The organism is Stenotrophomonas maltophilia (genome assembly GCF_047497515.2).
Classification (GTDB): domain Bacteria; phylum Pseudomonadota; class Gammaproteobacteria; order Xanthomonadales; family Xanthomonadaceae; genus Stenotrophomonas.
In genome coordinates this window covers 83,442-94,507 of record NZ_JAXAXL020000014.1, presented here as the reverse complement: position 1 = coordinate 94,507, position 11,066 = coordinate 83,442, and the positions used below count along the sequence as shown (strand labels likewise).

Annotated in this window: 14 protein-coding genes; 11 read left to right on the top strand and 3 right to left on the bottom strand. The window is 69.1% G+C overall.

Features of this window, described 5'->3' with window-relative positions; genetic code table 11:
• The first annotated feature begins 50 nt into the window (after window positions 1–50).
• Window positions 51–872: an EamA family transporter gene (locus tag ACMZPQ_RS17500; protein WP_197584442.1), complete on the top strand. Its 822-nt coding sequence runs from the start codon at window positions 51–53 to the stop codon at window positions 870–872.
• 75 nt (window positions 873–947) lie between these two features.
• On the opposite strand, the gene rimI is transcribed toward ACMZPQ_RS17500, so the two are convergent.
• Genes rimI through pssA form a run of 3 tightly spaced genes read right to left on the bottom strand, consistent with a single transcriptional unit; the run spans window position 948 to window position 2,727 of the window.
• Window positions 948–1,445, bottom strand: a complete 498-nt coding sequence (gene rimI, locus ACMZPQ_RS17495) for a ribosomal protein S18-alanine N-acetyltransferase (protein WP_197584440.1) — start codon at window positions 1,443–1,445, stop codon at window positions 948–950.
• Entirely contained in the window at window positions 1,442–1,954 is a 513-nt protein-coding gene (locus tag ACMZPQ_RS17490) for a hypothetical protein (RefSeq protein WP_197584438.1), read from the bottom strand. The genes rimI and ACMZPQ_RS17490 overlap by 4 nt, the downstream gene beginning before the upstream one ends.
• Entirely contained in the window at window positions 1,951–2,727 is a 777-nt protein-coding gene (gene pssA, locus ACMZPQ_RS17485) for a CDP-diacylglycerol--serine O-phosphatidyltransferase (protein WP_046983850.1), read from the bottom strand. Before pssA ends, ACMZPQ_RS17490 begins: the two co-directional genes overlap by 4 nt.
• An 80-nt stretch (window positions 2,728–2,807) precedes the next feature.
• Here pssA and ACMZPQ_RS17480 point away from each other — a divergent pair, with 80 nt between their 5' ends.
• The 10 genes from ACMZPQ_RS17480 (at window position 2,808) to hisIE (ending at window position 11,038) form a co-directional block, all read left to right on the top strand.
• The gene (locus ACMZPQ_RS17480; protein WP_197584436.1) at window positions 2,808–3,182 is read left to right on the top strand and encodes a DUF4124 domain-containing protein; all 375 of its coding nucleotides are present in this window, start codon (window positions 2,808–2,810) and stop codon (window positions 3,180–3,182) included.
• A gap of 439 nt (window positions 3,183–3,621) precedes the next feature.
• Window positions 3,622–3,930: a YerC/YecD family TrpR-related protein gene (locus ACMZPQ_RS17475; protein WP_008267046.1), complete on the top strand. Its 309-nt coding sequence runs from the start codon at window positions 3,622–3,624 to the stop codon at window positions 3,928–3,930.
• A 33-nt stretch (window positions 3,931–3,963) separates the two neighbouring features.
• Window positions 3,964–4,875 (top strand): ATP phosphoribosyltransferase, encoded by a 912-nt coding sequence (gene hisG, locus ACMZPQ_RS17470; protein WP_197580855.1) that lies wholly within the window; start codon window positions 3,964–3,966, stop codon window positions 4,873–4,875.
• Window positions 4,872–6,167 (top strand): histidinol dehydrogenase, encoded by a 1,296-nt coding sequence (gene hisD, locus ACMZPQ_RS17465; protein WP_197580856.1) that lies wholly within the window; start codon window positions 4,872–4,874, stop codon window positions 6,165–6,167. Before hisG ends, hisD begins: the two co-directional genes overlap by 4 nt.
• On the top strand, window positions 6,164–7,258 hold the full coding sequence (gene hisC, locus ACMZPQ_RS17460; protein ID WP_197580857.1) for a histidinol-phosphate transaminase: 1,095 nt from the start codon (window positions 6,164–6,166) through the stop codon (window positions 7,256–7,258). The genes hisD and hisC overlap by 4 nt, the downstream gene beginning before the upstream one ends.
• Window positions 7,255–8,328, top strand: coding sequence for a bifunctional histidinol-phosphatase/imidazoleglycerol-phosphate dehydratase HisB (gene hisB / locus ACMZPQ_RS17455; protein ID WP_197580858.1), 1,074 nt, complete (start codon window positions 7,255–7,257; stop codon window positions 8,326–8,328). The genes hisC and hisB overlap by 4 nt, the downstream gene beginning before the upstream one ends.
• Complete coding sequence (gene hisH / locus ACMZPQ_RS17450) at window positions 8,325–8,927, top strand: imidazole glycerol phosphate synthase subunit HisH (RefSeq protein WP_197580859.1); 603 nt, start codon at window positions 8,325–8,327, stop codon at window positions 8,925–8,927. The genes hisB and hisH overlap by 4 nt, the downstream gene beginning before the upstream one ends.
• On the top strand, window positions 8,924–9,658 hold the full coding sequence (gene hisA / locus ACMZPQ_RS17445; protein WP_197580860.1) for a 1-(5-phosphoribosyl)-5-[(5-phosphoribosylamino)methylideneamino]imidazole-4-carboxamide isomerase: 735 nt from the start codon (window positions 8,924–8,926) through the stop codon (window positions 9,656–9,658). Before hisH ends, hisA begins: the two co-directional genes overlap by 4 nt.
• Window positions 9,652–10,428 carry an imidazole glycerol phosphate synthase subunit HisF gene (gene hisF / locus ACMZPQ_RS17440; RefSeq protein ID WP_197580861.1) on the top strand — a complete coding sequence of 259 codons (777 nt, stop codon included), beginning with the start codon at window positions 9,652–9,654 and terminating at the stop codon, window positions 10,426–10,428. The genes hisA and hisF overlap by 7 nt, the downstream gene beginning before the upstream one ends.
• On the top strand, window positions 10,418–11,038 hold the full coding sequence (gene hisIE, locus ACMZPQ_RS17435) for a bifunctional phosphoribosyl-AMP cyclohydrolase/phosphoribosyl-ATP diphosphatase HisIE (protein WP_197580862.1): 621 nt from the start codon (window positions 10,418–10,420) through the stop codon (window positions 11,036–11,038). Before hisF ends, hisIE begins: the two co-directional genes overlap by 11 nt.
• Window positions 11,039–11,066 lie beyond the last annotated feature (28 nt).

Sequence of the window (11,066 nt, the reverse complement as noted above, 5' to 3'; positions counted from 1 at the left end):
CCCGGGTTTCCCCCGGGGTTTCCATTTCCCCGGCATGGCATCATCGCCTGATGCCTCTGTCCATCTTCCTGCTGGTTCTCGCTGCTGCGGCACTGCATGCCAGCTGGAATGCGATCGTCAAGCGCGGGCCGGACAAGTTCCTCGGCACAGTACTGGTCACCGGCAGCGCCGCGCTGCTGTCGGCCGCCGCGTTGCCGTTCCTGCCCTTCCCTGCCGCGCACAGCTGGCCGTGGCTGGGCGCGTCGGTGCTGCTGCAGGTGACCTACTACAGGCTGGTCGCGCGCTGTTATCAGCAGGTCGACATGAGCCTGGCCTACCCACTGATGCGGGGCAGCGCGCCGATCCTGGTCGCACTGGCCAGCACCCTGCTGGGCGAATCGCTGCCGGCGGCAGCGTGGCTGGGCGTGGTGCTGGTGAGCACCGGCATCCTGTGCATGGCACTGGGCGCACGTGGTGGCCAGCTCGGCCTGCCACTGCTGACCGCGGCGATGATCGCCACCTACACGCTGGTCGATGCGCAGGGTGCGCGCCAGTCCGGCAGTGCGCTCAGCTACACGCTGTGGTTGTTCCTGCTGTCGGGCATTCCACTGCCGTTGTGGGCGCTGTCCACCCGGCGGGGTGCGGTGCTGGCCTATGCGCGCCAGCACTGGCCGCTGGGCCTGGCCGGCGGCGTTGGCACCACCGCCTCGTATGCGATGGCGCTGTGGGCGATGACCCAGGCCCCGGTGGCGATGGTCTCGGCGCTGCGCGAATCCTCCATCCTGTTCGCGCTGCTGATCTCGGTATTCCTGCTGCGCGAACGGATACCACGCGCGCGCTGGCTGGCGGCGTCGCTCATCGTCGGTGGGGTGCTGGCGTTGCGGTTGGCGTGAGCAGAGCGTGCCAACCAAGGTTGGCACCTACTGATTCATCGGTAGTGCCGGCCGCTGGCCGGCAACCCTGCCCTGCTACAGCGGTGGCATCGCCTGCAGGTCGTCGTCGACCAGCTCGATCGCCATTACCAGCGCATCCTCGCGGCCGTGCGCCGCCGGGTAATAACGCGGGCGGCGCCCGATCTCGTTGAAGCCCTCGCTGTGGTACAGCGCCAGCGCCGGCGTATTGGACGGCCGCACTTCCAGGAACACGCGCTGCGCGCCGCGGTCACCGGCCAGTTGCACCAGCGCACGCAGCAACTGGCGGCCGAGCCCACGCGACTGCGTCGACGGGTCGATGCAGATGTTCAGCACATGCGCCTCATCGGCGGCGATGCTGAGCACGCCGTAGCCGATCAGCTGGCCGTCACGCTCCATCGCCAGGCCCGGATAACCGGCGCGCAGGCAGTCAACGAAGATGCCGCGCGTCCACGGGAACGGATAGCCGCGCACCTCGATTTCCATCACCACGTTGAGGTCAGCCTCGCGCAATGCGCGCAGGTTGACCGCACCGGGTTGGCGCACCGCGCTCATGCCACACCCCGCTTGCGCAGCGCACGCAGCTGCGGCCACAGCGCACGCTTGGCGGCCGGATCACGGCGCAGCCGGTCCAGCGGCCAACTGTCCATCAGCGCCTGCGTGGAAGGATCATTGGGATTGCAGCCGGACGCACGCAGCAGGGCGATCTGCAGGCGGTCCGGCAGGCGCACCACCGGCTGCCGTGCATTCCCGACCGGCAGCGGACGCGCCGATGCTGGCGCGGTATCGGGTGCGTTGACCGGCGTTTCACGGCGTGGCGGCGCCGGGCGTTGAAGACCGGGCGACGGCACCGCCTCGGCGCGGCGTTCGCCTGACGAAGCTGCGGCGCTTGCCCGCGTCGGTTCGGTCGGCGGCGGCGCCGCCGCCTCGGCGTCGGCCACGCTCAGCTGCAGCGCGGCGTCCAGCTCGGCGGCCAGCTGGCCATCGTGGTAGACGGTGTAGCCCATGGCCTGCAGCCAGGCCTGCTGGGCCGGAGACCACAGCACGGGCAGGTCCTGGCTCACGCGGCCTCGGGCTTCTTGCGCAGGCGCTGCACGGCCCACATCACCGGGCCCGACAGGGCGTACAGGATGCCCACCGCGAACAGCACGCGCGGCAGGTCGATGACCGCGATGGCGATCGCCACCGGCACCAGCGCCAAGACCAGGAACGGCACGCGGTCGGAACGTCCGCCCTTGGCGGCACCGCCCTTGAAGCTCCAGAAGCGGATGCGGCTGACCATCAGCAGCGCCGCGACAATCGTCACCGCCAGCGCCACGTAGCGCAGCTGGTTGCCATCCCAGCCCAGGTTGCCATCGGCGAAGGCCCAGACAAAGGACATCATCAGGCCCGCCGCGGCCGGGCTGGCCAGGCCGACGAACCAGCGCTTGTCGACCACCGCCACCTGGGTGTTGAAGCGGGCCAGGCGCAGCGCCGCGCAGGCGGCATACAGGAAAGCGACCGCCCAGCCGACGCGGCCGAGCAGCGGGTCGTCGAACTTCAGCCACGACAGCGACCAGTGGTACATCACCAGCGCCGGGGCCATGCCGAAGCTGACCAGGTCGGCCAGCGAGTCGTACTGCACGCCGAATTCACTGCTGGTGCCGGTCAGGCGCGCCACGCGCCCGTCCAGGCCATCCATCACCGCCGCCACGAAGACGGCGATGCTGGCGTTGACGAAATCCCCGTTGGCCGCGGCGATGATCGCGTAGAAGCCGGCAAACAGCCCGGCCGTGGTGAACAGGTTGGGCAGCAGGTAAATCGTGCGCGAACGCGGCGGCGGTGTGATCGGGTCCATGGAATCCAGTTTAATCGACTTGCCAGTGCTCGGTGCCAATGCTGCAATCGGCGTTCTACGCCCATTCTGCGGAGTTTGCCATGCGTGCCCTGTCCTGCCTTGGATGCCTGCTGTTGTTGGCCAGTGCCCACGCCGTGGCCGGTCCGGTCTACAAGTGGAAGGACGCCAATGGCGTGACCCAGTACTCGGAGACCCCGCCGGCGGGCAAGAAATTCGAGACCCGAGAGCAGGCCCGCAGCCCACAGGCCGCGGCCAGCGCCGAGACCCCGGCCGCGCCGGTACCGGAGCAGTGCAGCACCGCCCGCGCCAACCTGGCCCTGCTGGACGGGCCGGGCCAGGTGATGCAGGACACCGATGGCGACGGCAAGCCCGATACCGCGTTGACCGCGGAGCAGCGCGCGGCGCAGAAGGGGTTGGCCAACGCGGCCATCAAGGCCTATTGCCCGGCGGAGTGAGGGTATCGGCAGGGCTGCGCCCTGCACCCCTGGTAGTGCCGGCCGCTGGCCGGCAACCTCAACGGCAACGGCAACGGCAACGGCAACGGCAACGGCAAAAGCTTGCATTCCGTGGGATGGCGGGGCGGTGTCGGAGTGCGGGGACGCCGTAAACCCGTCCATGGGGGCTTGGCCGCGGCATCCATGCCGCGGACACCCCGCACTCCGACACCGCCCCACCTCTGACAGATTCCGATGGCAGTTGGTAGGTGTCGACCTTGGTCGACACGGTAGATCCACGCCATGCGTGGATGAAATCTGTCAGATATCGAATTGAATCCGGGGTCAGATCCGTTTTCCGCAGGAAAACGGATCTGACCCCTCGAACGGGTTTGACGCACTGCGCAAGAATGCGTTAATGTACTAACGCGCTATTACATTGATGCATGGATACGACCACGTGAAAGCCCGCCCTGAGATTGCCGCCAAAGACCCGAAGGCCGACCTGCAAGCCTTGGCCCAGGCCTTTGCCGCGCTGCGCGAGCCGGAGCAGGTCGAGGCGTTCCTGCGTGACCTGTGTACCCCGGCCGAGCTGGAAGCCATGGCCGACCGCTGGAAGGTGGTGCCGCTGCTGCAGCAGGGCGTGCCGTACCGTGAGATCCACGAGCGCACCGGCGTCAGCGTGACCACCACCGGACGGGTGGCACGCACGCTTGAGCATGGCCATCGAGGCTATGCCGCCGCCATCGACCGCCTTGCTTCGCGCTGACCCGCGCCCGATCCGACTTTCGAGACCTCCCCCATGAGTGCAACCCAGGCAGCGCCGGCACGAGACCGGCTGCGTATCGCCATCCAGAAGAGTGGCCGGCTGGCCGAACCCGCCCGCAACCTGCTCAGCGCCTGCGGCCTGAGCTGGCGCGAGAGCCGCGACAAGCTGTTCTGCTACGGCGAATCGTTGCCGGTGGACCTGCTGCTGGTGCGCGACGACGACATCCCCGGCCTGATCGCCGATGGCGTCTGCGACCTCGGCATCGTCGGCCGCAATGAGCTGGACGAGCAGGCCGCGGCGCGCCGCCGGGTCGGACTGCCGGACGCGTACCAGGCGTTGCGCGGGCTGGGTTTCGGCCAGTGCCGCCTGATGCTGGCAGTGCCCGAGGACTGGCAGTGGCAGGGCCCGTCGCAGCTGGCCGGTACCCGCATCGCCACCAGCTACCCGGCCATCCTCACGCAGTGGCTGGCAGAGCAGGGCGTGGACGCGCAGGTGGTCGAGCTGTCCGGCTCGGTGGAGATCGCCCCGCGGCTGGGCACCGCCGACCTGATCTGCGACCTGGTTTCCAGCGGCGCCACGCTGCGCGCCAACCAGCTGACCCCGGTGCACAACCTGCTCGATAGTGAGGCGGTGCTGGCCGGTGCAGTGCGCGTGCCGGATGATGCCCGTGCATCGCTGCGCGCGATGCTGCTGCGCCGCCTCGACGGCGTGGTGCAGCGCCAGGACCGCAAGCTGCTGATGTTCCGCGCCAGCGAGGATCGCGTCGACGCACTGGCGCAGTTGCTGGCCGATGCGGAACCGCTGGTGCGGTTGCCGGCCGATGGCGGTGCACTGCGCCTGCAGACCATGTGCCCGGGGCCGCTGAGCTGGCAGCGCATGGAAGAACTCGAGCGGGCCGGTGCGCAGGGCCTGATGGTGTTGAGCGTGGAGCGGTCGCTGGCATGAATCGTCTGATCTGGTCCCGACTTGATGAGCCCGCGCGCCGCGCGGCATTGACCCGCCCGGTGCAGACCGTGGCGCAGCAGACCCGCGAGGCCGTGGCCGCACTGATCGAGCAAGTGCGTGCCCAGGGTGACGATGCACTGCGTGCGATCACCGCACGCTTCGATGGTGTCGCGCTGCCGTCCTTTGAAGTGAACGAGGCCGAGTTCGCTGCGGCCGAAGCCGCCGTCCCTGCCGAACTGCGGCAGGCCATGGTGGACGCTGCTGAGCGCATCACGCGCTTCCACGCCGCCGGAATGGGCCAGGCCTATGCCGTGGAAACCGCGCCGGGTGTGGTCTGTGAACGCATGCTGCGGCCGATCGGCCGGGTCGGCCTGTATGTACCGGCGGGCAGCGCGCCGCTGCCGTCCACGGCACTGATGCTGGGCGTGCCGGCACAGCTGGCCGGTTGCCCGCAGGTGGTGCTGTGCACGCCGCCGCGTGCCGATGGCAGCGCCGATCCGGCGGTGCTGGTAGCCGCCCGCCTGACCGGCGTGCAGCGCGTGTTCAAGCTGGGCGGCGCGCAGGCGATCGCCGCGATGGCCTATGGCACCGCCACCATCCCGGCCTGCGACAAGCTGTTCGGGCCGGGTAACAGCTTCGTCACCGAAGCCAAGCAGCAGGTCGCGCAGGACGGCGCCGCCGCCATCGACATGCCGGCGGGCCCATCGGAAGTACTGGTGATTGCTGATGCCGGCGCCACCCCGGCGTTCGTCGCTGCCGATCTGTTGTCGCAGGCCGAGCACGGCCCGGATTCGCAGGTGCTGCTGCTGACCGACGACGCGGCGATGCTGGCCGCCGTGGAAGCGGAAGTAGAACGCCAGCTGGCCCTGCTGCCGCGCCAGCAGATTGCGCGCCAGGCATTGTCGGCGTCGCGGCTGATCCAGGTCGAGACGCTGGACGAGGCCTTCGCGATCAGCAATCGTTATGCGCCCGAACACCTGATCCTGGCCCTGCGCGAGCCGCGCGACTGGCTGGGCCAGGTGCAGGCGGCCGGCTCGGTGTTCCTGGGCGATTACACCCCTGAAGCACTGGGCGACTATTGCAGCGGTACCAACCACGTGCTGCCCACCGCCGGTGCCGCGCGCGCCTACAGCGGCGTCAGCGTGGCCAGCTTCCAGAACCTGATCAGCGTGCAGAGCGCCAGCGCTGCCGGCCTGGCGGCGATCGGCGGATGCGCGCGCATCATCGCCAGCGCCGAAGGCCTGGACGCGCACGAGCGTGCAGTGGCCCTGCGCATGGAGGCGGCGGCATGAACGCGGCTATCGATGAGGTGCTGGCCCTGGTCCGCCCGGATCTGCAAGCGTTCGCCGGATACAGCTCGGCGCGCAGTACGGCCGTGCAGGGCGAGGTGTGGTTGAACGCCAACGAGTCGGCCTGGGCCAATCCCGCCGATGCTGCAGGCAGCAGCCGGCGCTATCCGGAACCGCAGCCGCTGGCGTTGCGTGAGGGCCTGGCAGCGCTCTACGGCGTGACGCCGCAGCAGCTGCTGGTCGGGCGTGGCAGTGACGAAGCCATCGATCTGCTGGTGCGCGCCTTGTGCGTTCCGGGTCGCGATGGCGTGCTGGTCACGCCGCCGGTGTTCGGCATGTATGCAGTCTGCGCACGCCTGCAGGGGGCTGCACTGATTGAGGTGCCGCTGCTGGACAGCGAGGATGGCCTGCGCGCCGATCTGGATGCGGTGATCGACGCCGCCAAGGCGCGCAATGCCACGCTGGTGTTCCTGTGCGCGCCGTCGAACCCCGCCGGCAGTGACATTGCCCTGGACGACATCGAACGTGTGGCAGTTGCGTTGCGCGGGCAGGCACTGGTGGTGGTGGACGAGGCCTATGCCGAGTACGCGCAGCGCCCGTCGGCGACCACGTTGCTGCCGGCTCACGCCAACCTGGCGGTGCTGCGCACGCTGTCGAAGGCACACGCGCTCGCGGCCGCCCGCATTGGAACGCTGATCGCCGCCCCGGAGCTGATCGCCGTGCTGCGTCGCTGCCAGGCACCATACCCGGTGCCGACCCCGTGCGCGGAACTGGCCGTGCAGGCCCTGCAGCCGGCCGCGCTGGCACGCACCGCCGAGCGCGTGGCCACGGTCATCGCCGAGCGCGAACGCCTGCGCGCTGCGCTGGTCGGCCTGCCTGGCGTGCGCCGGGTGTATGTTTCGGCCGGCAACTACCTGCTGGTCCGCTTCACCGATGCCCAGGCGGCGTTCGACACGCTGCTGGCTGCAGGCCTGGTGGTACGCGACCAGCGCGCCGCGCCGCAGCTGGGTGATGCGCTGCGGATCAGCATCGGCAGCCCTGAAGAGAATGACCGCGTGCTTGCGGCCCTGTCGGCACGGAGGGCCGCAGCATGACCCCGATCCTGTTCATCGACCGCGACGGCACCCTCATCGAGGAGCCGGCCGACTTCCAGATCGACGCTTACGAGAAGCTGCGCTTCGTGCCGCAGGTGATCCCGGCGCTGCTGAAGCTGCGCGACGCTGGCTACCAGTTCGTGATTGTCACCAACCAGGACGGCCTCGGCAGCGACAGCTACCCGCGCGCCAGCTTCGATGGCCCCAACGATCTGATGCTGCAGATCTTCGAGAGCCAGGGCATCCGTTTCCGTGACGTGCTGATCGACTGCAGCTGGCCGCAGGACAATGCGCCGACCCGCAAGCCGGGCATCGGCCTGATGACCGCCTACCTGCAGGACCGCAGCATCGACTGGGCGCGCTCGGGCATGGTCGGCGACCGCATCACCGACCTGCAGTTCGCCGACAACCTCAATATCCGTGGTTTCCAGCTGCGCACCGCGCAGTTCGGCGGCGAGTGGGACTGGCCGGGCATCGCCCATGCGCTGGCCGATGCGCCGCGTACCGCGGTGGTCCAGCGCAACACCAAAGAGACGAAGATCCGCGTCGAATTGGACCTGGACCGTGCCGGTGATGCACGCATCGACACCGGCCTGCCGTTCTTCGACCACATGCTGGAACAGATCGGCAAGCACGGGGGTTTCGCGCTCGACATCCAGGCCGAGGGCGACCTCCATATCGACGAGCACCACACCATCGAGGACACCGGGCTGGCGCTGGGCCAGGCCCTGCGCGAGGCGCTGGGCGACAAGCGCGGCATCGGCCGCTACGGCTTCACCCTGCCGATGGACGAGACCCTGGCCAGTGCCGCGCTGGATTTCAGCGGCCGCCCGTACTTCGTGTTCGAGGGCGAGTTCAAGCGCGAGCGGGTGGGTGACATGCCGACCGAGCTGGTGCCGCACTTCTTCCGTTCGCTGTGCGACGCCAGCGGTTTGAATCTCAACCTGCAGGTACGCGGCGACAACGACCACCACAAGGTGGAGGCCTGCTTCAAGGCCTTGGCGCGCGCATTGCGTCCGGCGCTGGCCCGGCAGGGCACGGCACTGCCGACCACCAAGGGGGCGTTGTGACCGACGTCGCGTTGATCGATGCCGGCGGTGCCAACCTGGGCTCGGTGCGCTACGCACTGGAACGCCTGGGCGCGCGGGTGCGGCTGGTACGCGATGCCGATGGCCTGGTCGGCGCGCGGCGGGTGATCCTGCCGGGCGTCGGCGCCGCAGGCCCGGGCATGCAGCGCCTGCATGCGCAGGGGCTGGTTGAGCCGTTGCAGCGCCTGGAAGTGCCGCTGCTGGGCATTTGCCTGGGCATGCAGCTGCTGTTCGAGCGTTCCGAGGAAGCGGGCGTGGAGACACTCGGGCTGATTCCCGGGGTGGTGCGCAAGCTGGTGCCGGCCTGTGGCATCCGCGTGCCGCACATGGGCTGGAACCGCCTGCTGCCGCTGCGCGAATCGCTGCTGCTGCAGGGCGTGCCGGAGCGGGCCAGCGCCTACTTCGTGCACAGCTATGCCGCGCCACTCAACACCCATACCGTCGCCGCCTGCGACCACGGGGGCCTGTTCACTGCGGTGGTGGAGCAGGGGCGCTATTACGGCGCGCAGTTCCACCCCGAGCGCTCGGGCGAAACCGGTTCGCTGATGCTGCGCAACTTCCTTGAGGGCACTGCTGCATGAGCTTCATCGTTTACCCCGCGCTGGATATCCGTGATGGCCGCGTGGTGCGGCTGCGCCAGGGCGACTATGCGCAGGAAACCTCGTATGGCGATGATCCATTGCCGCGCGCGCAGGCCTTCGCCGCGCAGGGCGCGCAGTGGATGCACCTGGTCGACCTGGATGCGGCGCGTGCCGGTGGCTATACCCTGGCGCCGTTGCTGGCGGCGATCCGCGCGCAGACGACGCTGCAGGTGCAGACCGGCGGGGGCGTGCGTGGCCGCGACGACGTGGCCCGCATTCTCGACGCGGGCGCCGGTCGCGTGGTGGTCGGTTCGCTGGCAGTACGCCGCCCCGATGAGGTGGTCGGATGGCTCGATGAGTTCGGCGCCGAGCGCATCACGATTGCGCTGGACGCCCGCCAGGATGCCCAGGGCCAGTGGCAGCTGCCGGTGCACGGCTGGACCGAGAACGCCGGGGTGACCCTGGATGACCTGGCCCAGCGCTATGCACGTGCCGGCATGCGCCACCTACTGTGCACCGATATCGCCCGCGACGGCATGCTGGCCGGGCCCAACATCGGGTTGTACGCGCACCTTTCGGCGCTGCTGCCGGGCGTGGCGGTGCAGGCGTCCGGTGGAATCCGCGACGTGGCCGATGTCGGCGAGGCACGTGATGCTGGCTGCGGCGGCGCCATCCTCGGCAAGGCCTTGCTGGAGCAGCGCATGGACCTGGCGGAGGCATTGGCATGCTGAGCCGCCGCATCATTCCCTGCCTGGACGTGCGCGATGGCCGCGTGGTCAAGGGTGTTCGGTTCCGCGATCACATCGACATGGGCGACATCGCCGAGCTGGCGCAGCGCTACCGTGACCAGGGCGCCGATGAGCTGGTGTTCTATGACATCGGCGCCAGTCCCGAGGCGCGCTCGGTGGATGTGGCCTGGATCGAGCGCATCGCGCGCCTGATCGACATTCCGTTCTGCGTAGCCGGTGGCATCGACAGCGTCGAGACGGCGCGCCGCGTGCTGTTTGCCGGTGCCGACAAGGTATCGATCAACTCGCCGGCGCTGGGCCGCCCGGAGCTGATCACCGAGTTGGCGGACGAGTTCGGCGTGCAGTGCGTGGTGGTCGGTGTCGACTCGGTACGCGAGGCCGATGGGCAATGGCGGGTGCGCCGCTTCAGCGGCGATCCGGACAAGACCCAGGCGGTGCCGTTGCGCACTCTGGACTGGATTGTCGAGGCGCAGCGCCGTGGCGCAGGTGAGATCGTGCTGAACTGCATGGACAGCGACGGCGTGCGCCGTGGCTACGATGTCGCGCAGCTGCAGCAGGCGCGGGCGCTGTGCCAGGTGCCGCTGATTGCCTCCGGCGGCGCCGGTGCGATGGAGCACTTCGCCGAGGCCTTCGACCAGGCCGACGTCGACGGCGCGTTGGCGGCCAGCGTGTTCCACAGCGGCGCCATCGCCATTCCGGAATTGAAGCGCTACCTGCGCGGACAGCAGATCGAGGTGCGGGATGTCTATTGAAGTGAGGCCGTCACCGGACGCGTTGCAGGCGCTGGACTGGGGCAAGGGCGAGGGCCTGCTGCCGGCGGTGGTGCAGGATGCCGATACCCTGCAGGTGCTGATGCTGGGCTATGTGAGCGCCGAATCGCTGGCAGCCACGCTGGCGATCGGTCACATGACCTTTTTCAGCCGCAGCAAGGAGCGCTTGTGGACCAAGGGCGAGCAGTCCGGCAACGTGCTGGTGGTGCAGTCGATCAGTGTCGACTGCGACGCCGATACGCTGCTGGTGATGGCACGCCCGGCGGGCCCGACCTGCCATACCGGTGCCGAGAGTTGTTTCGATGGTGCGCCGAAGGATTTCCTCGGCGGGCTGAACCAGCTGGTGGCGATGCGCGAGGCGCAGCGCCCGCCGGGAAGCTACACGACGAGCCTGTTTGAGGGCGGCATCCGCCGCATCGCGCAGAAGGTGGGCGAGGAGGGCGTGGAGACGGCATTGGCGGCGGTGGCGCAGGATGACGAGGCGTTGTTGGGCGAGGCCTCGGACCTGCTGTATCACCTGCTCGTGCTGCTGCGCGCGCGCGGGCTGTCGCTGGACGATGCGCGCGCATTGCTGGAAAAGCGCCATCGTTGAGGTGTGGTAGTGCCGGCCGCTGGCCGGC

Bases quoted from the DNA above. Each gene is read 5' to 3' on its own strand.
- ACMZPQ_RS17500 (WP_197584442.1), top strand. From the start codon at position 51: ATGCCTCTGTCCATCTTCCTGCTGGTTCTCGCTGCTGCGGCACTGCAT.
- rimI (WP_197584440.1), bottom strand. From the start codon at position 1,445: ATGAGCGCGGTGCGCCAACCCGGTGCGGTCAACCTGCGCGCATTGCGC.
- pssA (WP_046983850.1), bottom strand. From the start codon at position 2,727: ATGGACCCGATCACACCGCCGCCGCGTTCGCGCACGATTTACCTGCTG.
- ACMZPQ_RS17480 (WP_197584436.1), top strand. From the start codon at position 2,808: ATGCGTGCCCTGTCCTGCCTTGGATGCCTGCTGTTGTTGGCCAGTGCC.
- hisG (WP_197580855.1), top strand. From the start codon at position 3,964: ATGAGTGCAACCCAGGCAGCGCCGGCACGAGACCGGCTGCGTATCGCC.
- hisD (WP_197580856.1), top strand. From the start codon at position 4,872: ATGAATCGTCTGATCTGGTCCCGACTTGATGAGCCCGCGCGCCGCGCG.
- hisC (WP_197580857.1), top strand. From the start codon at position 6,164: ATGAACGCGGCTATCGATGAGGTGCTGGCCCTGGTCCGCCCGGATCTG.
- hisB (WP_197580858.1), top strand. From the start codon at position 7,255: ATGACCCCGATCCTGTTCATCGACCGCGACGGCACCCTCATCGAGGAG.
- hisA (WP_197580860.1), top strand. From the start codon at position 8,924: ATGAGCTTCATCGTTTACCCCGCGCTGGATATCCGTGATGGCCGCGTG.
- hisF (WP_197580861.1), top strand. From the start codon at position 9,652: ATGCTGAGCCGCCGCATCATTCCCTGCCTGGACGTGCGCGATGGCCGC.
- hisIE (WP_197580862.1), top strand. From the start codon at position 10,418: ATGTCTATTGAAGTGAGGCCGTCACCGGACGCGTTGCAGGCGCTGGAC.